Raw genomic sequence first — 23,182 nt, 5'->3', positions numbered from 1 at the left:
AATGTCGAGGCCACGCGCCGCCGCCGCCGCGACGACCCCCGCCGAACGCCGCCGCGCCCTTGCCGCCCGCAAGCGGTAGATGGGTTGCACACAGAAACGCATACTGGCGCCTGCCCCCTCGATGCGATAGACCTGGGGTTCCTGAAGGAGAGCGGGACATGACGACGGAAACGAGCCACTGCGACGTGCTGATCGTGGGCGCGGGCATTTCGGGCATCGGGATGGCGGCGCATATGCGGGACAAGTGCCCCCAGCGCAGATTCATCGTCGTCGAACGGCGCGACCAGCTTGGCGGGACCTGGGATCTGTTCCGCTATCCCGGCATCCGGTCCGACAGTGACATGCACACGCTGGGATTCGAGTTCGAACCCTGGCGGCACGAAAAGTCGATCGCCGACGGACCGGCAATTCTGGAATATCTCGACCGGATCGTCGATGAACGCGACATCCGCCGCCATATCCGTTTCGGCCTCAAGGTCATCGCCGCGGACTGGCGCGAAACCGAGGCGCGCTGGCACGTGACGCTGGAAAACGCGGAAGGCGAACGCAAGCTGCTGACCGCGAACTTTCTCTACCTCGGCTCGGGCTATTACGATTACGACGAGCCGCATGATGCCGGCTTCGACTTTTCGGACTTCGGCGGTCAGGTCATCCATCCCCAGTTCTGGCCGGAAAATCTCGACTATGCGGGCAAGAACGTCGTAGTCGTCGGCTCCGGCGCGACCGCGGTGACGATCGTGCCGTCAATGGCAAGGGACGCAGCCAAGGTGACGATGCTCCAGCGCACGCCCACCTGGATGTTCAGCCGGCCGGCGAAGGACGGCATCGCGAATTTCCTGCGCCGCATCCTTCCCGTCAAGACGGCCTACCGCATCACGCGCTGGAAGAACGTCAAGATGCAGGACATCAGCTTCAAGCGCGCCCGGACCCGGCCCGACAAGGTGAAGGCCTTCCTCAGCAAGCGGATCGCCAAGGCCCTTGGCCCGGCTTACGATGCGGCGACCTTCACCCCGCCCTACGATCCGTGGGACCAGCGCGTCTGCCTGGTGCCCGACGACGATCTGTTCGCCGCGATGCGCAAGGGCAAGGCGGCGATAGAAACCGGGAGGATCGCCGCTTTCGAACGCGATGGCGTGCGGCTGGAGGACGGGCGACTGCTGCCGGCCGACATCATCGTGACAGCGACGGGCCTCAAACTCGCCGTCGCCGGCAAGATTGCGATCTCGCTCGACGGGCGGGCGGTGAACTTCGCCGAGCACTTCTACTACAAGGGATGCATGTTCTCGAACATTCCCAACCTCGCGGTCGTCTTTGGCTATCTCAACGCCAGCTGGACCCTGCGGGCCGATATCAATTCCGATTTCGTATGCCGGTTGCTCAACACGATGGCGGCCAAGGGGGCCGAGATCGCCGTGCCCCGCCTGGCCGAGGATCACGGACTGATCGAGGATGACGTGTTCGATTTCTCGTCGGGCTACATCAAGCGGTCGAAGCACATCATGCCGAAGAATGCGGTCAGCCAGCCATGGCGGCTTAACCAGGAATATGTCGTCGACCGGAAACTGATGCGCGAAAGCCCGATCGAGGACGGCATCCTCACTTTGCGCCGCCCGAGTGGTACAGCTCCGGCGCCGGCGCGGACCACCGCAGCCGCGCTATAGCCTTGATCGGCGCTGCGCCCTAGGGACCAGATCATGACCAGTCCCGATCCGCAGCGCATCTATACCGCCGCCCTAGTCGTCATCGGCGACGAAATCCTGTCGGGACGCACGCATGACAGGAACATCGCGCAGGTCGCCAGCTGGTTGCAGGTGCAGGGCATCCGCCTTGCCGAGGTGCGCGTCGTACCCGATGTCGAGGCGCGCATCGTCGAGGCGGTGAACGCGCTGCGTGCGGCGCATGACTATCTCTTCACCACCGGCGGCATCGGCCCCACGCATGACGACATCACGGTGGACGCCGTGGCCCGCGCGCTCGACGTGCCGGTGATCGTGCACCCCGAGGCGCGCGCGATCCTCGAACGCTATTACGCCGACAAGGGCGGGATCAACGAGGGGCGCCTGCGCATGGCGCGCGCGCCGCAAGGGGCCGAGCTCATACCCAACCGCATGTCGGGTGCGCCGGGCCTGCGGATCGGCAATGTCTTTCTGATGGCGGGGGTCCCGCACATCACTGCCGGAATGCTCGACGCGTTGACTGGCACCCTGGAAGGTGGGGCGCGGCTCCTGAGCATGACGATCGGCGGCTTCATCCCTGAAAGCGAGGTCGCCGGCCTGCTACGCGACGTCGAGCGCGCTCATGAAAACTGCCAGATCGGCAGCTACCCCTTCTTTCGCGAAGGCCGGGTGGGATCGAACTTCGTCATCCGGTCGACCGATGCAGCCGCGCTTTCTGCCTGTCGCGACGCGCTGGGCGAAGGCCTCAGCCAAGCCGGCTTCGCATGGACCGAAGGCGGCATCTGACGATCGTCCGACATGGAGGACGGGGTGCCGGGCTCGCGGGATCGCCCGGCGATACGCAAGGCTTAGCAAAAGGGCCGGAGGATCGCTCCCCCGGCCCTTTGCTGTCTCATCCTCCTGCGGATCAGGCGCCTTCGACCTCGGCAAGGTCGAGCTTGAGGCCCGGACCCATCGAGCTCGTCAGCGTGACCTTGCGGACATACTTGCCCTTGGCCCCGCTCGGCTTGGCCTTCACCACCGCATCGGTCAGCGCCTTGAAGTTCGCCTTGATCGCATCGTCCGAGAACGACAGCTTGCCGAGGCCCGAGTGGATGATGCCCTGCTTCTCGACGCGGAATTCGACCTGGCCGGCCTTGGCGTCCTTCACGGCCTGTTCCACGTTGGGCGTGACCGTGCCGAGCTTGGGGTTCGGCATCAGCCCCTTGGGGCCGAGCACCTTGCCCAGCCGGCCGACGACACCCATCATGTCCGGCGTGGCGATCACGCGGTCATAATCGAGGTTGCCGTTCTGCATGTCTTCCAGCAGGTCTTCGGCACCGACCTTGTCGGCCCCGGCGGCCAGCGCCTTTTCGGCATTGTCACCGCGCGCGAACACCGCGACCTTGACGTCCTTGCCGGTGCCGCTCGGCAGCGAGACCATCCCGCGAACCATCTGGTCGGCGTGACGCGGATCGACGCCCAAGTTGAGGGCAACCTCGACCGTCTCGTCGAAATTGCTCTTATGCTCGCGCAGCGTCGCCAGCGCCTCGTCGACAGTATAGAGCTTCTCGCGGTCGAGCTTGGCGCGGACCTGCTGGTTTTTCGTCTGCTTGACCATGTGCTTAGCCCTCCACCACTTCGAGGCCCATCGAGCGGGCCGAGCCTTCGATGATCCGCATCGCCTGATCGACGTCGTTGGCGTTCAGATCGGCCATCTTCGCCTCGGCGATTTCCTTGATCTGGCTCGACTTGATCGTTCCGGCCGAGGTCTTGCCCGGCTCCTTCGAACCCGACTTCAGGTTCGCCGCCTTCTTCAGATAGAACGAGGCCGGCGGCGTCTTGGTGACGAAGCTGAACGAGCGGTCGGCATAGACGGTGATGACCGTCGGGATCGGGGCGCTCTTCTCGAGATCCTGCGTCGCGGCGTTGAACGCCTTGCAGAATTCCATGATATTCACGCCGCGCTGACCCAGAGCAGGGCCGATCGGCGGAGAGGGGGTGGCGGTGCCGGCGGGCACCTGCAGCTTGATATAGCCTTCGATCTTCTTGGCCACTTGCGGCCTCCTTTCACACTGTTCCCGCACGACCGGTAGAGGCAAGGCGGGTCATGTTGAGCGGTCGAACGGCAGGCGCAGGGCCAGCCTTCCGCGCGAATCCCGATGCTGTTGCGTGGGAAGGCGCGCACATAGCGGGTCGCGGGGAATTTGCAACAGCGGGCATTGGAGAAGCGACCGCTGGCGAGAAGCTGGCGATGCGCGGCGGGGACTTCCGTTCCCCCACTCAACGGTCAACGGCCGGTGTCCTCGCGCTCTCGTTCCAATGCCAGGTATCCTCGAACGCCTCGATCTGGCTTTCGCTGCTGCCGCCCTCCGGCCCCTTGAACAGGATGTTGTAATTGGCGTTCGAATTGAACGGCGGGTCGAGATAGATGAGGTCGACGCTCTCGTCCGCGATGTGTTCGCGCAGGACGTGCAGATTGTCACCGAAATAGAGCGTGTTGGTCATGCAAAAACCCCTCGCTGCCGGTCATGGCGCGAGGGGCAGGGATTGGCAACCGTCCGCCGTAGCGGTTCGGCGCGCGCTACTTGCTCAGTTCGACCTGCTCGAAATCGAGCTCGACCGGTGTCGCGCGGCCGAAGATCGAGACGCTGACCTTGACCTTCTGCTTGTCGAAATCGAGCTCTTCCACCAGGCCGTTGAAGCTGGCGAACGGGCCGTCCAAGACCTTGACCTGATCGCCGATCTCGTAATCGACATCGACCTGCTTCTTGGGTGCGGCCTTGGCTTCTTCCACGCCGCCGAAATACCGCGCCGCCTCGCGTTCCGAAATCGCCTGCGGCTTGTTGTTGTTGCCGAGAAAGCCCGTCACCTTGGGGGTGTTCTTGATCAGGTGATAGATGTCGTCGGTCATGTTGAGCTTGGCGAGCACGTAGCCTGGCATGAACTTGCGTTCGACCTGTACCTTCTTGCCGCGCTTGATCTCGGTGACGGTCTCGGTCGGCACCTCGACCTCTTCCACACCATCGGACAGGCCGAGCCGCTCCGCTTCGGACAGGATCGAATCGCGAACCTTGTTCTCGAAGCCCGAATAGGCGTGAATGATGTACCAGCGTGCCATGTGTCTTGGTCTTGTCCTGTAGGGAAGCGGGCGCTCAGGCGATGGTCAGCAGCGTGCGGACCACGGTGCTGAACAGCGAATCGATGCCGAGGAAGAACAGTGTCAGGATCAGCATCATGATGAAGACGAAGATCGCGGTGCGAACCGTCTCTTCCCAGCTCGGCCAGACGACCTTGCGCGCTTCGCCCTGAACCTGGCGGAAGAATTCCGCCGGCGAGGTCTTGTTCGCTTTTTCGTCGGCCATCGATCGTGCTCACTCTTGCGGCGAATTGTCGGCTCTTCCGGATTGGCCCCAGCGCCGCCCCGGCGTTTAAACCGGGAGGCTGGCATGGCTCCGATGTCGGAAGATGGCCGGCATTTAGGCCCGGGCCGCGCAAAACGCAAGCAGCCGCAGGCGGAGCCGGTGAAGGGCGGCGACCCTCGGGTGGAGCGACATCGATCGGCCGCCGCCTCGCACGTCGGACCGGGTAGCACGGGAGGGCCGCCTGTGCCCTGCTGCCCGACGCCCTACCGCTCCGTTAACCCTGCGAATCAACCGTCAGCGTGCACCAAACAGCCGCGCGAGGAAGCCGGGTTCCTCCATCGGAATGATCTTCCCATGATGCTTCGTGCGAAGGCTGGCATCGCTGTAAGGCTTGGGGCTGATCCAGCGATCAGGCGCGCTGCTGCGGAACGAGAGACTGGACATGTTACTTCCTCCGTGAACCATTACCCTCAATTTATGCACGATCAATCGCACAGGAAGGGGTTAAGTTCCCGGTTGGTTTCCGGCACGTCCCGGCGCGGGACTGGTCCAGATCAACCACAGAAGGACCGCCGCGGCCACGGGCATGAGGTTCACCCCGAGCGGCAGGGCTGCGGCGCGGGTCGCATAGGGCGCGAAATACAGGAGGAGCAGGACCGACTTTTCCCATGGCCGGAACCCGTGGCGCCGACCGCGTTCTATCAGCCAGAGGGTCGGAAAGACCAGGAACGGCAGATCGTAGTTGAAAAGGTAGGGCGTGGCGAGCGCACTGGCCGCCAGAACCGCAGCACCGCTGGCCCGCGGATCGCGGCCCAGCCGGCGCCATGAAAGCACTGCCGCGGCCAGGGCGAACAACCCGGATAGGATGGCCGCCACCCGCCCCGCGCCCTCGCCCGCCAGCAGGCGGATCTGGGAATAGAACGTGGTCATTCGCAGCAGGAATTCCTCGCGCCCGCGCTCCATCAAGGTGGCGCTCGCCTCCCAGCTCCCGGTGTAGGCGGACATGGTGGCCGAGCCGAAAACCGCCCACGACAAGGCCAGCAAGGCCAGCACTGTCACCGCCGCTGCAACGAAGGGGCGCCAGCGCCCTCCACTGGCGAGCCAGAAGGGGAGCAGGAGGGCAAGATGCGGCTTGATGACCAGGGCACCGATCGCCGCGCCTGACCACAGCGGGCGGCGCGCCACGAGGTGGACGCCGGCGATCAGCAGCGCACCGGTCAAGAGGCCGTTCTGCGCATGGCCCGCCGCCAGCAAGGCGCCGGGGTAGATCACGACCAGTGGCCACAGCCGCGGAAAGGCGCAAATCCCGGCCCAGCACCACAGTGCATAGGTGATGATCACCCAGGCAATCCACGCCGCCGGAAAGGGCAGCAGCCCGAACGGCGCCACCGCGAACAGGAACGGCGGCGGATTGACGAAGGCGAACCACCCTTGCGCCCCGGTGCCCGTCTGCACCTGCTCCTGCACCGCAAGGTCGTAGGCGAGGGCCGGCTCCCCCGCCGCCGTCACCACGCCCGCGCCCCAGAAGGCGAGGAAATCGCTTCCGGCGGGCTGCATCGCTTTCAGGAAGCTGTTGGCCAGCAGGGCAAGGCAGGCGATGCCCAGCAAGACGGCATAGCCCCGCACGCGCCCGGCAGTCAGCCAGTCCGCATCGCGGAAGAATGCCACCCCCTTCGCCAAGCTCACACGCATACTCCCCGGGCGGACAGCCACGGAAAGAGGCGCGCCGCGATGCGGCCATAGCACTGCGGCGTTGCCGCCCGGTTACCGCCCGCCGTTCTCGATCCAGCGGTCGATCTTGGCTTCCAGCACCGGAAGCGGCAGGCCCCCGGTGTCGAGCACCTCGGCGTGGAAGCGCTTGACGTCGAACCGATTGCCGAGAGCCTGTTCGGCCCGGGTCCGCAATTCGCGGATCTTGAGCTGGCCGACCTTGTAGGCCAGCGCCTGGGTGGGAATGGCGATGTAGCGTTCGACCTCGGCGGTGGCATCGGTCACCCCCATCGCCGAATTGTCGGTCATGTATTTGATCGCCTGTTCGCGGGTCCAGCCCTTGGTGTGGATGCCGGTATCGACGACCAGCCGCATGGCGCGCAGCATCTCATCGTCATAGGTTCCCTGACGCTGATAGGGATCGTCGAACAGGCCCATTTCGAACCCCAGGGATTCGGCATAGAGCGCCCAGCCTTCGACATAGGAGGTGGTCCCGCCAAAGCGCATGAAGGCGGGCAAGTCCTCGTTTTCCTGAGCAAGGCTGATCTGGAAGTGATGCCCCGGCGCGCCTTCGTGAAGATACAGCGTGGTGATCCCGGGAGTGGTCCGGCTGGGAAGATCGTAGGCATTGAAATAGAAGATGCCGGGGCGCGAGGCATCGGGCGTGCCCGATTGATAGGAACCGCCCGCCTCGAACTTTTCCCGGAACTCCTCGTAGGGGCGGATTTCCAGCCGTGTTTCGGGCACCAGGCTGAACAGCATCGGCACCTTTGCATCGACCTTGCGGCCGATATCGTAATACGCCTGGGTCAGGGCTTCGCGGCTCTTGGGCTTGAACCGCGGATCGGTACGGATGTGATCGAAGAACTGGTTGAGCGTGCCCTCGAAGCCGACCTCGGCCTTCACCTTTTCCATGTTGGCGCGAATACGGGCGACTTCCGACAGTCCGAGATTGTGCAGATAGTCCGCGGTGAGCGGCAGGGTCGTCGTCTGCTCGATCATCATGGTATAGAGATCGGCCCCGCCCTTCATCTGCGAAAGGCCGATGGTGGGCCGGGCGGCGGGCAGGTACTCATCGCGCAAAAAATCACGCAACCGGCGGTTGACGGCATAGATCTCGCCTATCCGGGCGCGATATTCGGCAGTCAGCCGGGCCTTGTCGGCCGCGCTGAATTCGTCGGGAAAGGCAGTCACCGGACCGTAATAGGGCGATTGCTCGATGGGCTGAGCGAGCTGCGTATCGAGTTGTTCGATGACGTTGCGGACCGTCAGCTGGGTTTCGACCACTCCGCTCTGCATTCCCTCGCGAAACTTGGCGATGCCGCGATCCGTCAGCGCGATGTAGTCGAGATGCCGTTTGAGGTTGTTGTCGTAATCGAGAACCGTCTTGAACGGGGCGGCGCCCTGGCCGCTGGCGAAGGTCGGATAGAAGGTGTGGAAACCGGCGAAATGGTTGATCGGGCGAACCTCGGTCAGGGCAAGGATTTCCGGCCGAAGATTTTCCAGCGCCTCGGTCTGATTGTAGGCAAAGACATCGTAGGCGATTTGGTCGGTCGGGGACAGGATGGTGCGATCGATCTCGGCCAGCCGGGCGAGGTTGTATTCCGCATCGGCCTTGCTGGCGGCATTGAATTGGGGGGTCAGATAGTCGCCCAGCCGGTCGGCATAGCGCAGGTCGCCCCGGAACAGCGCGCCGATCGGGTTGAGCTTGAGATTGCGTTCGTCGGCATCGGCGAACAGGGCGAACAGCTCGTCATGCGCCTCGGCGGCCTGATCGACCTGCGGCGCGGCGGCGGCCTGTCCTGCCCCCTCGCCCCGGTCCCCCGGGCCCATCGTCGCACATGCGCCAAGCGAGAGTGTTGCACCGGCCAGCAGCAGTACCCGAATGACGATCTTCATCCTCTTTCCCCTTTTCGTTTCATCCCCAGCCGGGGTGCCGCTGCACGGTACCGAACCCGGCGGCTTGGAAAGGCCATTCATACCCGCGCGTCCTACTCGATCGGACGCCCGCGAACCATGACCCAGTCAACCTTCTCCAGCACGCGCACATCGTCGAGCGGATTGCCCGCAACCGCGATGAGGTCGGCCGAATAGCCCGGGGCGATCCGTCCGATCTCGTCCTCCATGTCCAGCACCCGTGCGGCCACGGTCGTCGCGCTGGCGAAGGCCTCGCGATCGCTCATCCCCTGGGCGCGCATCAGGGCGAATTCCTGCGCGTTGCGGCCATGTTCGAACACGCCGGCATCGGTCCCGAAGGCGATCGGCACGCCCCAGTCCCTGGCCTTGCCCATGAAGGTCTTGGCGGTTTCGGCCACCGCGCGCACCTTGGCCTCCACCACCGGGGTGTAGATCCCCTTGTCGAGCCGTTCGGAAATCCCCTGGAAAGCCATCAGCGTCGGGATCAGCACGGTGCCGCGTTCGCGCATGGCGCGGGCAGCCGCTTCGTCGAGATAGGTGCCATGCTCGATCGTATCGATCCCGGCCCGCGCCGCCGCCTCCATTCCGCGGGCGCCATGGGCATGGGCCATGACCTTGAGGCCGAGCGAATGGGCGGTATCGGCGATCGCCGTCATCTCGGCCGAGGTGAAATGCGCCTCCAGCCCGCGGCCCTGCTGGCTCAACACCCCGCCGGTCGCGGTGATCTTGATCACTTCGCTGCCGTTCTGGCTCGCCCGGCGGACCTTGGCGGCGCATTCCTGCGGGCCGGTGCAGGTAAAGCCGCTGCCAAGCAGTTCGTTGATCTCGGGCCGGAAGCCGGTGACATCGCCATGTCCGCCGATTATCGACAGTGCAGGCCCGGCGGCGACGATCCGCGGACCCGGGATGACCCCTTCCTCGGTCCCCCGGCGCAGGGCGAAGGCGGTGCCGCTGGCGCTGCCGGCTTCGCGCACGGTGGTGAAACCGGCGCGCGCGGTCAGCAGGGCGTTCTTCGCCCCCACCACCACGCCCCAGTCCTCGGTATCGACTGCCTCTTTCCAGAAATCCCCGCCCGGATCGCCGGTGAGATGGACGTGGAGATCGATCAGTCCGGGGACCAGCGTCTTGCCTTCCAGCCGTACCACTTCGGCCCCGGCAGGGGCGGGCTGGAAGCCGTCGACGACCGAAACGATCCGTCCGTCGGTCACGGTGACGGTCGCCGGACCGCCGGGGGCACGCGCGCCCGCATCGCTCAGCACACGGTCGGCATGGATGACGTAGGTCTGCGCCAACAACGGCGCCGGCGCGATCGCTGCGGCGGCGGCGGCGGCGAGGTAACGGGCGAATCTGCGCATGAAACGGGTCCTCCTCGGGCGCCAGTGATGCGCCGGTTGGAAGACCCTCGCAAGGGTGCGAATATCGGCCGGGCTAGAAGGTATACCCGATGCCGACGGCCACCAGCCACTGGTCGGCTTCGCCGCGCAGGCGCGTGAAGGGCGAATCCTCGGCATCGCCGAGCAGGTGGGAATACCCGCCCAGACCGATCAACGACAGCCCGCCATCGGTAACATCGCCGCTGAGGTCATAGGCGAGCAGCAGGTTGACGCCGGCCTTCTCGAAGCCGCCCTCGGCGCGGAATTCGGGCAGCAGCGATGCCGGCGGCAGGGCGGAATTGGCGGCCGGGACGCTGTAGTAATAGTCGGCGAAATCATCGCTGATGTAGGTCGTGCTGACCGAAAGCGACGCTGCCATGGCGCGGCTCAGCGGCGTGAAATAGGAGATGCTGGGCGAAACCGTCATGCCGCCATGCGCACCCGCCACGTCCCATGCGATATCGACATTGGCGCTGAGCGAATCGAACGGATTCAGAAGCTTCGGAAAGCTGACCCCCAAGGATGCGCCCACCTCCACCGCGGTGTCGAGTGCGCCATAGGCGGCGACGATCTCGTCCTCGATGTCATCGATATCGGTGCGGTCGCTGCGGAGGCGGACTGATGGGCCGGCAGAAAAGCTGGGGCCGTCCTGTGCATCGGGGATCAGGTCCAGCGCCAGCCCGCCCGGGCGCGGACTGATGTCGACGCCGCCGACCGAGCCTTGCACGATAGGCAGGACGAAGGCGGTATAATCGTCCGAGCCGGAATAGCTCGGCCCGTAGGCGACCCCCACCCCGACAGTGAGAAAATCGCCGTCGAAGACCGTTTCCGGCGGGCCTTCGGCCGTCACTCCCGGCTCGCCCTGCTGCTGCGCCGCCGCGGGCACGGCAGGAATCGCAAGCGCGACGACGGCGGCGGTCTTGATGTATCGGTTCATGGTCTTGCCCCTCAGGTCTATGGTGCTGGCAACCCGCGTGCTGCCGGCGCGTTCCGCACCTGTAACAGATTGCCCCGCCACCGCGCGCCACCTAGATCGCCTGCAATGTCCGATGAAATTCTTGATCTGGCGATCGTCGGCGGCGGGCTTGCCGGCGGACTGATCGCGCTGGCGGTCCGCGCCAGACGGCCCGACCTGTCCCTCGCCCTGATCGAGGCGGGGGCCAGTTTTGGCGGCAATCACCGATGGAGCTGGTTCGAGCGCGATCTGCCGGCGGCGGGCAGCGCGCTGCTCGACCCGTTCGCCAAGGCGCAGTGGGATGACAACGAGGTGCGCTTCCCCCGCTATTCGCGGACGCTTGGCGCAGGGTATCGCTCGCTCGGCAGCCGCGATTTCGATGCCGGCCTGCGCCGGACACTTCCGCAATCAACGATCCGCACCGGCAGCCGGGCGACGCGGCTGGCAGCCGGCGGCGTGACCCTTGCCAACGGTACATACCTCGCGGCCCGGCGGGTGATCGACTGCCGCGATCCGGGGCCAAGCCAGCACCTGACGGGCGGATGGCAGGTGTTCCTCGGCCAGCACTGGCGCACCTTTCGTCCCCACGGCCTCCCCCGCCCGGTGATCATGGATGCCAGCGTCGCCCAGCCGGGTGCCTATCGCTTCGTCTATCTGCTGCCATTGGCGCCGGACGAGATTTTCATCGAGGACACCTACTACGCCGACAGCCCGGCGATCGACGAGCCGGCCCTGCGTGCCCGGATTGCCGCCTATGCCGCGGCGCGCGGCTGGTCGGGCGAGGTGCTGGACGAGGAAACCGGCGCCCTCCCCGTCATCACCGGGGGTGATTTCGCCGCCTTTCGCCGCGGACTGGAGCAACCGGGCGTGGCGCTGGCCGGGGCGCGCGGGGGGTTCGTCCACCCGCTGACGAGCTATACGATGCCGATTGCGGTCGCCAACGCGCTGGCCATCGCGGACCTCGCCCATCTTCCCGGCCCCGCGCTCGCCAACGCGGTCGCCGCGCGGGCCACGCGCCACTGGGCCGATACCGGCTATTACCGCCTCCTTGGCAAGATGCTGTTCGAAGCGGCCCTTCCCAGTCGCCGCTTCGAAATCTTCGAACGTTTCTATCGCCTGCCCGAACCCTTGATCGAACGCTTCTATGCCGCTCGCTCGACCCCGCTCGACAAGGCCCGCATCCTGACCGGCAAACCGCCCGTACCGGTGGGGCGCGCAGTGCGTGCTTTGCTTGGCAAGGGCGCCCCGCTGGTTCATGGAGACAGGCGATGAATATCGAGACTTCGGACCGCGACCCGTTCGCCGCCCCCGCACCCCTCCCCACCGGCAAGACCGCCTGCGTCATCGGGGCCGGCTTCGGCGGCATCGCCCTTGCGATCCGCCTGCAATCGGCCGGTATCGCCACCACGCTGGTCGAAGGGCGCGACAAGCCCGGCGGCCGGGCCTATTTCTGGGAAAGGGAAGGCTTCACCTTCGATGCCGGGCCGACAGTCATCACCGATCCCGATTGCCTGCGCGAACTGTGGGCGCTCTCCGGGCACGACATGGCCGCCGATGTCGAACTGATGCCGGTCATGCCGTTCTACCGCCTCAATTGGCCCGACGGCACCTATTTCGATTACTCGAACGACGAAGAGCGCCTCTTCGCCGAAATCGCGCAGCTGAACCCGGCCGATGTCGCCGGCTACCAGCGGTTCCTCGATTATTCCGCGGGCGTCTACGAGGAAGGCTACGTCAAGCTTGGCCATGTGCCGTTCCTCGACTTCAAGTCGATGATCAAGGCCGCCCCTGCCCTGGCCAAGAAGCAGGCCTGGCGCAGCGTCTATTCGATGGTCTCGAGCTTCGTCGAGAACGAGAAGCTGCGCGAGGCGCTGAGCTTCCACACCCTCCTTGTCGGCGGCAATCCGATGAAGACCAGCGCGATCTACGCCCTGATCCACAAGCTCGAAAAGGACGGCGGCGTATGGTGGGCCAAGGGCGGCACCAACCGCCTTATCGCCGGCATGATGCGCCATTTCGAACGGCTCGGCGGTGTCGTGCGGATGGCCGATCCGGTGGTGCAGATCCACACCTTCGGCAGCCGCGCGAGCGAGATCGAGACCGCGTCCGGCTGGCGGGAACGCTTCGACGCGGTCGCCAGCAACGCCGACATCATGCACAGCTACCGCGACCTTCTGTCGGGATCGGGACGGGGCAAAGGCTATGCCAGAACCCTTGGCCGCAAGAAATTCTCCCCCAGCCTGTTCGTGGTCCATTTCGGGATCGAGGGAACCTGGCCCGGCATCCCCCATCACATGATCCTGTTCGGTCCGCGCTACAAAGGGCTGCTTGAGGATATCTACGATCACGGCGTGCTGCCGCAGGACTTCTCGATCTACCTTCATCACCCGACCGTCACCGACCCGGCGATGGCGCCCGAAGGGATGAGCACCTTCTACGCCCTGGTCCCGGTGGCGCACATGGGCAAGCTGGCGATCGACTGGGACGGAATCGGCCCGATCCTGGAGAAGCGCATTCTCGACGAGATCGAACGGCGGCTCATTCCCGACATCCACAGCCGCATCGTGACCAAGTTCCACTATGCGCCGAGCGACTTTTCCGCCGACCTCAACGCCCACATGGGCAGCGCCTTCAGCCTCGAGCCGATCCTGACGCAAAGCGCCTGGTTCCGGGGCCACAATCGCGACGACGTGCTGGAGAACTTCTACCTCGTCGGTGCGGGCACGCATCCGGGCGCCGGCATCCCGGGCGTGGTGGGCAGCGCCAAGGCGACCGCCCGGCTGATGGTCGAGGATCTGGTCGCGTGAAGCGGCTGGCTGTCTATTGCGGCTCGGCGACGCCGGCCGATGCGCGGTATATCGAGCTTGCGCGCGATGTCGGCCGCGGTCTTGCCGAACGCGGCATCGGCGTGGTCTATGGCGGCGGCCGGCTGGGGCTGATGGGCGCGGTCGCGTCGGCCGCGCTGGAGGCGGGGGGCGAGGTCATCGGGGTCATCCCCGAAGCACTGGCCGGCAGCGAGGTCGCCAATCGCGACTGCACCCGGCTGCACACCGTCGGCGGCATGCACGAGCGCAAGCAGATGTTCACCGACCTTTCGGACGGGTTCCTGACCATCCCGGGCGGGGTCGGCACGATGGACGAGCTATGGGAGGCGGTCAGCTGGGCCCAGCTCGGCTATCACGAAAAGCCGGTCGGCCTGCTCAACACCTTCGGCTTCTTCGACCACCTCATCGCCTTCAACCGCCACATGGCCGAAGTCGGCTTCGTGCGCCCCGCGCATCAGGGCATCATCGTTTCCGACAGCGCGTTAACCGGCTTGCTCGACAAAATGTCAGCCTATCGCCCCCATACTCCGATATTCAGAATGAAGGCCGAAGATCTCTGACCACCACGCCGCGCCCCCTGACCACGCAGAACCTGCGCCCGACCATCGCCCAGGCGGGCGGCGGGCGCGATCGCGCATCGCTGGTCGACCGGGCACAAGAGGCGATCGAGGAAGGCTCGCACAGCTTCGCCGCCGCCTCGCGCCTGTTCGACCGCGACACCCGCGAACGCGCCTGGCTGCTCTACGCCTGGTGCCGGCGCTGCGACGATATCGCCGATAATCAGGACAAGGGCGGCCCGCTGGGCGAGCCCGGCTCGGCCAAGAACGCGGAGGACCGCATTCAGGCGATCCGCGTCCTCACCCGCCGCGCGCTGAGCGAACAGCCCACCGCGGACCCGGCGTTCGACGGCTTCGGACTGGTGGCGGACGAATGCGGCCTGACGCAGGACATGGCGAATGACGTCATCGGCGGCTTCGCCCTCGATGCCACCGGATGGGCGCCGGCCAACGAACGCGACATGCTGCGCTATTGCTATCACGTCGCCGGTGCGGTCGGCATCATGATGGCCCGGGTCATGGGCGTGAGCGAGGATGACGGCGAGACGCTGGACCGGGCGAACGATCTCGGCCTTGCGTTCCAGATGGCCAATATCGCCCGCGACGTGGTCGAGGATGCGGCCGCCGGGCGGGTCTATCTGCCCGCCACATGGCTGGCCGAGAAAGGCCTTGCGCCGGGCGACCACGCGCTGCCCGAAAACCGGTTCGTCCTCGCCAGCCTGATGCCGCGGCTGATCGGCCTGATGGAAAAGCACGAGGCGGCCGCCCGGCTGGGGGCGGCACGGCTCCCCTTCCGCAGCCGCTGGGCGGTGCTGGCGGCGGCCAACATCTACGGCGCGATCGGGCGCAAGGTGCTCGCCCGCGGGCAGAAGGCGTGGGACCGGCGGGTGGTGGTGCCGGGTTACGAGAAGCTGTGGCACGTGGTCGTGGCGTACTTCCAGGCGCTGCGGAACAGTCCTCCGGGCCCGGACGAGGACATCACCTGGTCACGCCACGACTTCCGCCCCGTTGCGGGGTGGTGAGAGCCGACGGGGTTCGGGCATTGGCATTTCGCCGGTCACGCCCTAACCCCGCGCGATGATCCACAAGCTCCTCATCGCCAATCGCGGCGAGATCGCCTGCCGCATCATCCGCACCGCCCGGGCGATGGGGATCGCCACCGTGGCGGTCTATTCCGATGCGGACGCCAAGGCGCTGCATGTGCGGCAGGCGGACGAAGCGGTCCATATCGGCGCTTCGCCGGCGGCGGAAAGCTATCTCGTTGGCGACAAGATCATCGCCGCGGCCCGGGAGACAGGGGCTGATGCGATCCATCCCGGCTATGGCTTCCTGTCGGAGAATGCGGGCTTCGCGCAGGCGGTGATCGATGCGGGTCTGATCTGGGTCGGCCCCAGGCCCTCCAGCATCGAGGCGATGGGCCTCAAGGACGCTGCCAAGAAGCTGATGCGTGCCGCCGGCGTGCCGGTGACGCCGGGTTACGAGGGCGAGGACCAGTCGGTCGAGCGGCTCAAGGCCGAGGCCGACGCCATCGGCTACCCCGTGCTGATCAAGGCGGTCGCGGGCGGCGGCGGCAAGGGGATGCGCAAGGTCGATGCGCCCGCCGACTTCGAAGCGATGCTGGAAAGCTGCCGGCGCGAGGCCAAGGCCAGCTTCTCCAACGACGAGGTGCTGCTGGAAAAGTGGATCACCTCGCCCCGCCATATCGAGGTGCAGGTGTTCGGCGATGCCCATGGCAATGTCGTTCACCTGTTCGAACGCGACTGTTCCTTGCAGCGCCGCCACCAGAAGGTGATCGAGGAAGCCCCCGCCCCCGGCATGGACGCGGCCACCCGCGAGGCGATCTGCGCCGCCGCCGTCCGCGCCGCCAAGGCAGTCGACTACGAGGGCGCAGGCACGATCGAGTTCATCGCGGATGCCAGCGAGGGCCTGCGCGCCGATCGCATCTTCTTCATGGAAATGAACACGCGTTTGCAGGTCGAACACCCAGTGACCGAGGAGATCACCGGGGTCGATTTGGTAGAGTGGCAGTTGCGGGTGGCGAGCGGCGAGGCAGTGCCGTTGCAGCAGGAGGAGTTGAGCATCAACGGCCACGCCATCGAGGCGAGGCTTTATGCCGAGGATCCGGCGAAGGGGTTTTTGCCGAGCACGGGTAAGCTCCAAATTTTCCGCTTCGACGATTTGCAGGGCAGCGCCAACATTCGGCTCGATACCGGCGTCGAGGAAGGCGGCACGATCACGCCTTATTACGATCCCATGATTGCCAAGGTGATTGCGCACGACGCGCTGCCCGATGGCCATTCCCGCGCCGGAGCCATCGGCCAGTTGCACTCCGCTCTTGGCAGCCTGTTGCGCGTTCACGGCGTTCGGACCAACGCCGCATTTCTGGTTCGCCTACTCGACGCCGCACCGTTCCGCGAAGGCACCATGACGACAGGTACGATCGAGGCACTCGGTGATAGTTTGCTCGAGACTGGCATTCTATCGAACATGACCCTAGCTGCCGCTGCAAAGGCGCTGTCCGAACCGGCAACAGCGCCTCTGCCTCGTTCTCGTGGGCTGGCTGTTCCGCCGAAGGTCCGCAGTGTACCGTTTCAAGTCGGTTTTCGACTGAACACGTCACCGCGCGAGCACGTAACGCTCTATCTGGATGGCGAGCCAACCGAAGCCCCGCTAGCTGACCAGATTATTCTGACGAATACGGCAATCGACCTGATCGCGGGCGGGGTGCTGGTCACCGCCCAGGGTACTGGTCGCGTAGCATCCCTGCGTGCCGAAGGGACAGGCCACCACTCCGCCCACGACGGCGACATCCTCGCACCGATGCCGGGCAAGGTCATCGCGGTCGACGTGGCCGAGGGCGACACGGTCACCGCGGGTCAGCGGCTGCTGGTGCTCGAGGCGATGAAGATGGAGCACGCGCTCACCGCGCCGTTCGACGGGACCGTGACAGCGCTGTCGGTCAGCGCCGGAAGCCAGGTGCAGGTGGAGGCGGTGCTGGCAGTGGTGGAGGCAGCCGGGGACTAGCCCGCACCGATCCGGCCACCTAGCGACGCACCGGCCGTGCGCTCAATCGTCCTCGTCCACGGTCGGCCCGAACAGCTTGCCCCGTTCGCTGAACAGGATCAGCGCCAGGCTCAGCACCGCGGTCACCAGCAGCGAAAGCGCCAGCGGCCGCGCCGTCCCGTCGTAGCTGTAGCCGATGAAAGCGCCCAGTGCCGCGCCGCTGGTCATGCGCAGAAACCCCTGTGCGGAAGATGCCGCGCCAGCGATATGGCGGAAGGGTTGCAAGGCTATCGAGCCGAAATTGGCGCCGATGAAGCCGAGCAGGCTCATGTTAGCGGCCATCAAAGGCACGAAGGTCCACAGGCTCTCTTCGGGCTGAAGGGCGAACCAAAGCTGGGCCGCGGACACCGCGATGAAGGCGAACAGCGCGGCGTGGCTCACCCGGCGGGCACCGAAGCGCTCGACGATCCGGCTGTTCGACCAGTTGGCGATGGCCATGCACCCGGCGCAAAAGGCGAAGATCAGCGGGAATTGCTCGCCTGCCCCGAAGGCCTCGCCGATCAGTTGCTGGCTCGAATTGATGAAGCCGAACAATCCGCCGAACACCAGCGCGCTGCCCAGCGTGTAGCCGATCGTCTCGCGCCGGCTGACCGCCCGCTGCATATTGCGCCCGATCGTCGGCAGGTGAATGTCCTGACGGTCTTCGGGATGAAGGGTCTCGGGCAGGCGGGCATAGACCCAGGCCGTGATGACACAGCCCGCCGCCGCCATCACCCCGAAGATCCAGCGCCAGTCGCCCAGCAGCAGGAGCACGCCCTGCCCGATGCTGGGGGCGACCGCGGGAACCAGCAGGAAGATGACGAAGATCAGGCTCATCATCCGGGCCATCTTGTCGCCGCCCACCCGGTCGCGGATGATCGCCGGGGGCAGCGCGATGATCCCGGCGGCGGAGAAGCCCTGCAGGGCGCGCAGAACCAGCAGCATCTCGAAACTCGTCGCCAGTGCGCAGGCGACGGATAACAGGATGTAGCAGGCAAGGGCGATGAACAGCACCGGGCGCCGTCCGTATCGGTCGGCAAAGGCGCCCGGCACCAGCGTGCCGATGCCCGCCGACAGGAGATAGGCACCGACCACGAACTGGCGGTTGTTGCCCGTCGCCCCGAGATCGCCCGCCATCGTGTCGAGCGCGGGCAGGATGGCGTCGATCCCGAAGGCGTTCAGCGCCATCAGCAGCGCCATCATCCAGATAAGCTCGCGCTCGCCCAAGACCGGACGGCGGCCGGCATCGGCGGGACGGCCCGCGCCGAACGTGATATCGGGATTTTGCATCTGCGAAGAATGCAAGGGCCGCACAGATGGTTCCGCTTTGCCGTTCATCCTCCTAATTATCCCGCATGAGCGCCGCGTCCGATAGCGAACCAAACGACGAGGGGGCCGGTGAGCCGCAGGAAGGCCTGAGGAAAATCATCCATGTCGACATGGACGCCTTCTTTGCCAGCGTCGAGCAACGCGACAATCCGGCGCTGCGCGGCCTGCCGGTGGCGGTCGGCGGGTCGAGCGGACGAGGCGTGGTGGCAGCAGCAAGCTACGAGGCGCGGCGCTACGGGGTGAAAAGCGCCATGCCCTCGATCACCGCCCGGCGGCTGTGCCCCGACCTCATCTTCTGCAAAAGCCGCTTCGACGTCTACCGCGAAGTCAGCCAGCAAATTCGCGAGATCTTCGGCAAGCATACCGACCTTGTCGAACCGCTGAGCCTCGACGAAGCCTATCTCGATGTGACCGAAGACCGCCTCGGCATCGGCTCCGCCACCCGCATCGCGCAGACCATCCGGCGGGAAATCCGCGAGACGACCGGGCTGACCGCCAGTGCCGGGGTCAGCTACAACAAGTTCCTGGCCAAGCTCGCCAGCGACCAGAACAAGCCCGATGGCCTGTGCGTCATCCGTCCCGGCGAAGGAGCCGCCTTTGTCCAGGCGCTCCCGGTCAGGCGCTTCCACGGGGTCGGCCCCAAGGGGGCGGAACGAATGGCGCGGCTGGGGATCGAGACCGGCGCCGACTTGGCAGCGAAGGACATCGAGTGGCTGCGCGCCCATTTCGGCAGCTTTGCCGATTATCTCTACCGCGCGGCCCGCGGGATCGACCTCAGGCCGGTGCGCAGCCGCCGCATCAGGAAATCGGTCGGCGGAGAGCGGACGTTCCATCAGGACCAGTCCAGCGGCAGCGAATTGCGCGCCACGCTCGAGACGATCATCGACATCGTGTGGGATCGCATTTCGCATAACGGGGCGAGCGGGCGGACGGTGACGCTCAAGCTCAAGTACAATGACTTCAGGATTTTCAGCCGCGCACGATCCGTGCCCCGACCGATTGCCGACAAGGCTGCCTTCGCCGCCGTCGCCCGCGATCTGCTTGACGAAGTGCTCCCCCTCCCGCGGCCGATCCGGCTGATGGGATTGAAGCTGTCGAGCCTCGAACCTAAGGGCGCTGGCGGTGACGACGAGGACGACGAAGCTGTAACTGCGCGCCAGCCGACAAGCGCCGATGCGCAGCTGACGCTGTTCTAGCCTTCCGCCATACCCCCGGGCTTCTGCCATTCGGCCAGTCGCTGGCGCGTCCGGTCGAGCATGGGTTCGGGCAGGGAATGCAAGGGAAAGAAGCGCGCCTCGACGATTTCCCGGCCGTCGGGGCGCGGCATTTCATCGACGAAGCATTCGAAGACATGTTCGGTATGGGCGGCGTGGGCCAGTCGCTCGTGCACCACCCGCACCGGTTTCATGCCGAGCGCGGTGCAGCCGGTTTCTTCGCCAAGCTCGCGCGCTGCGGCCTCCTGCGGCCCTTCACCCCGCCGCAGCCCGCCGCCCGGCAATGCCCACCCCGGCGGACCATAGCTGTGCCGCACCAGCAGCACCTTGCCGCCCAGATCCCGGGCAATCACACTGGCCCCGTCGGCGCTGCGGCCGGTGATCCGGCGCACTGCCTGGCGCATCCGGAAAGCCAGCCGATAGGCGAGATGCAGCAGCGGGCGAGGCATCAGACGAAGCATGTGACCTTCCCGCTTGCCGCATCGAGGAGCCGCGCGACCGGAAGATCGCTCTCGCCCGCGATTGCCGCATCGAGCACCGGGCGCTTGTCCGCCCCGCGCGCGACGATGACGATCTCGTCGCTGGCCAGCAAGGCGGGCAGGGTCAGCGTGATGCGATCGAACGGCGCCTCGGGCGGCAGGGGATCGGGGGTCAATCGGACGATTCGTGCCGGCTCGTCCACTTGCGGATCGGCGCTGGGGAAGAGCGAAGCGATATGTCCGTCCGCCCCCATTCCCAGCCACGCAAAGGCGAACCGCGGCACCTCCTCCATTTCGCCTAGCGTGACGACGTTCGTCCCCACACTGCCGAACATCGCGCGCAGCCTGCCCGTATTGGACGCCGGGTGATCTTCGGGCACCACGCGGTCGTCATTGGGCCAGACCACCAGCCGCGGCCAGTCGAGCGGGCGGGACAGCAGTTGCTCGATAATCGGAAAGGGCGTCGCTCCGCCGGGAACGGTTATCGCAACCGGACCTTCCGCCCGTGCCATGGCCGCCGCCAGCCGGGCGTGAAGCCACTGCGCCACGTCCGCATCGCTGGCATTGCCGATCAGAGAAACCCCGCCCATCAGGCGGTGTATAAAGCAAGACCGCCCGCTGAAAAGAGCGGACGGCCCTGGCTGTGTTTCAATAGTGGACCGGCGCGTTACTTGGCCGCCATCGACAGAAACCAGATGCGCTGTTCGCACTGATCGGTCCAGTCGTCGACGATCCCGCTGGTGGCATTGTCGTTCGCCGCGTCCGCCGCTTCCTTGACCTGGCGCAGCCGATCGTGAAGCTTGCGATTGTCGTCACGCAGTTCCTCGATCATCGCCTGCGGTTCGATCATCGCGCCGTCCTGATCGGCGATCGCGGTCTGCCGGGCGATGCTGCCGAGCGAGGTGTGCGTGACCGCGCCGTTCTTGCGCACGCGTTCCCCGATCAGATCGACCGTGCCGAGCAATTGCTGGGCATGCTCGTCGAACAGAAGGTGGAGATCGCGAAACCGCGGGCCCGAGACGTGCCAGTGAAAATTCTTCGACTTGATATACAGCGCCAGCGTATCGGCCAGCGCGCCGTTCAGCGCCTCGACCAGTGCGGTGCTCGAATTGTCGCGGATCTTGTCCATCCGTTACCTCTTTCGTCCTGTTGCCTGCGATGAAGGGTTCGCCCGTTCAACGCGGCAACCGGCGGCAGGTTTCACAGGCGGCGCGAACCCGCCCACGGACCGGTTATGGCCAGCGTGCGGGTGGGCGAGTATGCGTTGACGAACATAGTGCGCCCGTCGGGGGAGAAACATGCCCCGGCCAGCTCGGTCTGCAGATGGAGGCGGGCAAGAGCATAGGGCCGGCCCTGGGGCGTGATGCCGCGAATGTGATTGTCGACCGTATCGGTATACTGGTCCTCGCAGACGATCAGGTGGCCCCCGGGCCCCACGGCAAGATTGTCGCCGTAATTGAACTGGTCTTCGCGCTCGCTTTCGAAGAACAGTTCGAGCATGTCGGCCCGTCCCCCGTGGCCCGGCACCAGGCGGAAGATCTGGCCAAGCTTGCGCGCGCCGCCGTTGGTGGCGCAGAAATAAAGCTCGCCCTCGCCCATGTGCATTCCCTCGCCCCGCGCGAACAGGGCGGCGCCGGCGGCGGCGGCACGAAGCCGCAGATCGTCCATCGGCGCCTCGACATCGTCGAGATCGATCCAGCGCACCGCATGGCGCCCTCCCACTGTCATCGCCGGGCTGTCCCAGTTGCGGGTATCGCCGAGCCCGTCGACCACCATCGCCTGCAGGCGTCCGCCATCGGCCAGCCGCCCGGGAGTGCGCGGGATGAAGCGGTAGACTACCCCGTCGGGGCGGTCCTCGGTCTGGTAGACATAGCCGGTTGCCGGATCGACGCAGGCCGCTTCGTGATTGAACCGCCCCATCGCCGTGAGCGGCACGGCATCGACCAGCCCGGGCGCGCCGGCCGGCACTTCGAACACCCAGCCGTGATCGCGCGTCACGCCGCTCTTGTCGCCCGCCCGCCCGACGAATTCCTCGCAGGTCAGCCAGCTGTTCCACGGCGTCGTCCCGCCGGCGCAATTGCGCACCGTCCCGCCGAGCGAGCGGAACTGCCGTCTGACCGCCAGCGTGGCCGCGTCGAGCACCAGCGTGGTGGTCCCGCCCGCGGCCATCCGGCCATCTGAAAGCCGGTCAAAACCGGTGGCGATCGATCCGCCGCTGTCATGCTCGGGCATCAGTTCGTGGTTGCGGACAAGCGCGATCTCGCCGCCCGCAAGGGCAAAGCAGCCCATGCCGTCCGCCCGGTCGGGCACGGTCCCACCATCGTCCATCGCCTCCCCCAGCGTGCTGATGACGCGGTAGGAAAAGCCCGGCGGCAGGTCGAGTATCCCTGCCGGGTCGGGTACCAGCGGGCCGTACCCTGCAAAGCCGCCGGCGTCGGCGCTCGCCAGGGGGTGCGACCTGCACCCGCTCAGCACCAGCGCGCCGAATGCGGACCCGGTCGCAGCAAGGAATTGGCGGCGGTCAAATGGTGCGGTCATCGCGTATCCCATGATGCATGTCCCCGCCCTACAGCGTCCGCATGACGGCAGGATGACGGTCCGATAAGGGAAAGGGGCAAAGGCTGGAGCGGGTGAAGGGAATCGAACCCTCGTCGTCAGCTTGGGAAGCTGCTGCTCTACCATTGAGCTACACCCGCGCCTGTCCAGCGCCCTTGCAACCGGCGCGGTTCGCGGTCAACCGCATTTTCCGGCGACCGGCCGC

Annotated in this window: 23 protein-coding genes and 1 tRNA gene; 8 read left to right on the top strand and 16 right to left on the bottom strand. The window is 66.0% G+C overall.

Going from position 1 to position 23,182, the window contains the following annotated elements; translation table 11 throughout:
- The first annotated feature begins 158 nt into the window (after nucleotides 1–158).
- Nucleotides 159–1,661, top strand: a complete 1,503-nt coding sequence (locus ACHFFA_RS09035) for a flavin-containing monooxygenase (protein ID WP_394270522.1) — start codon at nucleotides 159–161, stop codon at nucleotides 1,659–1,661.
- Nucleotides 1,662–1,694: 33 nt separating this feature from the next.
- The gene (locus ACHFFA_RS09030) at nucleotides 1,695–2,462 is read left to right on the top strand and encodes a competence/damage-inducible protein A (RefSeq protein WP_394270521.1); all 768 of its coding nucleotides are present in this window, start codon (nucleotides 1,695–1,697) and stop codon (nucleotides 2,460–2,462) included.
- Nucleotides 2,463–2,583: 121 nt separating this feature from the next.
- On the opposite strand, the gene rplA is transcribed toward ACHFFA_RS09030, so the two are convergent.
- The 10 genes from rplA to ACHFFA_RS08980 form a co-directional block, all read right to left on the bottom strand.
- Nucleotides 2,584–3,276, bottom strand: coding sequence for a 50S ribosomal protein L1 (gene rplA, locus ACHFFA_RS09025; RefSeq protein ID WP_394270520.1), 693 nt, complete (start codon nucleotides 3,274–3,276; stop codon nucleotides 2,584–2,586).
- Nucleotides 3,277–3,280: 4 nt separating this feature from the next.
- Nucleotides 3,281–3,712, bottom strand: coding sequence for a 50S ribosomal protein L11 (rplK, locus tag ACHFFA_RS09020; protein WP_394270519.1), 432 nt, complete (start codon nucleotides 3,710–3,712; stop codon nucleotides 3,281–3,283).
- Between the two features lie 226 nt (nucleotides 3,713–3,938).
- A complete protein-coding gene (locus tag ACHFFA_RS09015; RefSeq protein WP_394270518.1) occupies nucleotides 3,939–4,163 on the bottom strand; it encodes a hypothetical protein in 225 nt (74 codons plus the stop codon).
- A gap of 76 nt (nucleotides 4,164–4,239) precedes the next feature.
- A complete protein-coding gene (gene nusG, locus ACHFFA_RS09010) occupies nucleotides 4,240–4,776 on the bottom strand; it encodes a transcription termination/antitermination protein NusG (protein ID WP_394270517.1) in 537 nt (178 codons plus the stop codon).
- Nucleotides 4,777–4,810: 34 nt separating this feature from the next.
- Nucleotides 4,811–5,020: a preprotein translocase subunit SecE gene (secE, locus tag ACHFFA_RS09005; RefSeq protein ID WP_394270516.1), complete on the bottom strand. Its 210-nt coding sequence runs from the start codon at nucleotides 5,018–5,020 to the stop codon at nucleotides 4,811–4,813.
- A gap of 294 nt (nucleotides 5,021–5,314) precedes the next feature.
- Nucleotides 5,315–5,464, bottom strand: coding sequence for a hypothetical protein (locus tag ACHFFA_RS09000; RefSeq protein ID WP_394270515.1), 150 nt, complete (start codon nucleotides 5,462–5,464; stop codon nucleotides 5,315–5,317).
- Between the two features lie 60 nt (nucleotides 5,465–5,524).
- Complete coding sequence (locus ACHFFA_RS08995) at nucleotides 5,525–6,706, bottom strand: glycosyltransferase family 87 protein (protein ID WP_394270514.1); 1,182 nt, start codon at nucleotides 6,704–6,706, stop codon at nucleotides 5,525–5,527.
- A gap of 78 nt (nucleotides 6,707–6,784) precedes the next feature.
- Nucleotides 6,785–8,629 carry a DUF885 domain-containing protein gene (locus ACHFFA_RS08990; protein WP_394270513.1) on the bottom strand — a complete coding sequence of 615 codons (1,845 nt, stop codon included), beginning with the start codon at nucleotides 8,627–8,629 and terminating at the stop codon, nucleotides 6,785–6,787.
- A 92-nt stretch (nucleotides 8,630–8,721) separates the two neighbouring features.
- Nucleotides 8,722–10,002: an amidohydrolase family protein gene (locus ACHFFA_RS08985; protein ID WP_394270512.1), complete on the bottom strand. Its 1,281-nt coding sequence runs from the start codon at nucleotides 10,000–10,002 to the stop codon at nucleotides 8,722–8,724.
- Between the two features lie 73 nt (nucleotides 10,003–10,075).
- Entirely contained in the window at nucleotides 10,076–10,957 is an 882-nt protein-coding gene (locus tag ACHFFA_RS08980; protein WP_394270511.1) for a MipA/OmpV family protein, read from the bottom strand.
- Between the two features lie 105 nt (nucleotides 10,958–11,062).
- Here ACHFFA_RS08980 and crtY point away from each other — a divergent pair, with 105 nt between their 5' ends.
- The 5 genes from crtY to ACHFFA_RS08955 are packed head-to-tail and all read left to right on the top strand — an operon-like array spanning nucleotide 11,063 to nucleotide 17,381.
- Complete coding sequence (gene crtY / locus ACHFFA_RS08975; protein WP_394270510.1) at nucleotides 11,063–12,247, top strand: lycopene beta-cyclase CrtY; 1,185 nt, start codon at nucleotides 11,063–11,065, stop codon at nucleotides 12,245–12,247.
- Nucleotides 12,244–13,782, top strand: coding sequence for a phytoene desaturase (locus tag ACHFFA_RS08970; RefSeq protein ID WP_394270509.1), 1,539 nt, complete (start codon nucleotides 12,244–12,246; stop codon nucleotides 13,780–13,782). The genes crtY and ACHFFA_RS08970 overlap by 4 nt, the downstream gene beginning before the upstream one ends.
- The gene (locus tag ACHFFA_RS08965; protein WP_394270508.1) at nucleotides 13,779–14,360 is read left to right on the top strand and encodes a TIGR00730 family Rossman fold protein; all 582 of its coding nucleotides are present in this window, start codon (nucleotides 13,779–13,781) and stop codon (nucleotides 14,358–14,360) included. The genes ACHFFA_RS08970 and ACHFFA_RS08965 overlap by 4 nt, the downstream gene beginning before the upstream one ends.
- Nucleotides 14,333–15,379 (top strand): phytoene/squalene synthase family protein, encoded by a 1,047-nt coding sequence (locus ACHFFA_RS08960; protein ID WP_394270523.1) that lies wholly within the window; start codon nucleotides 14,333–14,335, stop codon nucleotides 15,377–15,379. Before ACHFFA_RS08965 ends, ACHFFA_RS08960 begins: the two co-directional genes overlap by 28 nt.
- A 55-nt stretch (nucleotides 15,380–15,434) precedes the next feature.
- Nucleotides 15,435–17,381 carry a biotin carboxylase N-terminal domain-containing protein gene (locus ACHFFA_RS08955; protein WP_394270507.1) on the top strand — a complete coding sequence of 649 codons (1,947 nt, stop codon included), beginning with the start codon at nucleotides 15,435–15,437 and terminating at the stop codon, nucleotides 17,379–17,381.
- 42 nt (nucleotides 17,382–17,423) lie between these two features.
- On the opposite strand, the gene ACHFFA_RS08950 is transcribed toward ACHFFA_RS08955, so the two are convergent.
- The gene (locus ACHFFA_RS08950) at nucleotides 17,424–18,689 is read right to left on the bottom strand and encodes a multidrug effflux MFS transporter (protein WP_394270506.1); all 1,266 of its coding nucleotides are present in this window, start codon (nucleotides 18,687–18,689) and stop codon (nucleotides 17,424–17,426) included.
- A gap of 65 nt (nucleotides 18,690–18,754) precedes the next feature.
- Here ACHFFA_RS08950 and dinB point away from each other — a divergent pair, with 65 nt between their 5' ends.
- Complete coding sequence (dinB, locus tag ACHFFA_RS08945; protein WP_394270505.1) at nucleotides 18,755–19,924, top strand: DNA polymerase IV; 1,170 nt, start codon at nucleotides 18,755–18,757, stop codon at nucleotides 19,922–19,924.
- Here the strand turns inward: dinB and ACHFFA_RS08940 are convergent.
- From ACHFFA_RS08940 to ACHFFA_RS08920, 5 genes are all read right to left on the bottom strand, one after another.
- Nucleotides 19,921–20,403 (bottom strand): NUDIX domain-containing protein, encoded by a 483-nt coding sequence (locus ACHFFA_RS08940; RefSeq protein WP_394270504.1) that lies wholly within the window; start codon nucleotides 20,401–20,403, stop codon nucleotides 19,921–19,923. The two genes, dinB and ACHFFA_RS08940, sit on opposite strands and share 4 nt — an antisense overlap.
- Nucleotides 20,391–21,011, bottom strand: coding sequence for a 6-phosphogluconolactonase (locus ACHFFA_RS08935; protein ID WP_394270503.1), 621 nt, complete (start codon nucleotides 21,009–21,011; stop codon nucleotides 20,391–20,393). The genes ACHFFA_RS08940 and ACHFFA_RS08935 overlap by 13 nt, the downstream gene beginning before the upstream one ends.
- Before the next feature lie 77 nt (nucleotides 21,012–21,088).
- On the bottom strand, nucleotides 21,089–21,550 hold the full coding sequence (locus tag ACHFFA_RS08930) for a Dps family protein (protein WP_394270502.1): 462 nt from the start codon (nucleotides 21,548–21,550) through the stop codon (nucleotides 21,089–21,091).
- A gap of 71 nt (nucleotides 21,551–21,621) precedes the next feature.
- A complete protein-coding gene (locus tag ACHFFA_RS08925) occupies nucleotides 21,622–22,959 on the bottom strand; it encodes an alkaline phosphatase PhoX (protein WP_394270501.1) in 1,338 nt (445 codons plus the stop codon).
- Nucleotides 22,960–23,043: 84 nt separating this feature from the next.
- Nucleotides 23,044–23,117, bottom strand: a tRNA-Gly gene (locus ACHFFA_RS08920).
- Nucleotides 23,118–23,182 lie beyond the last annotated feature (65 nt).

This window comes from Qipengyuania sp. (assembly GCF_043423005.1).
In the GTDB taxonomy this organism is placed as follows: domain Bacteria; phylum Pseudomonadota; class Alphaproteobacteria; order Sphingomonadales; family Sphingomonadaceae; genus Qipengyuania.
The sequence above is the reverse complement of the archived record's forward strand: the minus strand, read 5'-3'. Positions and strand labels throughout refer to the sequence as shown.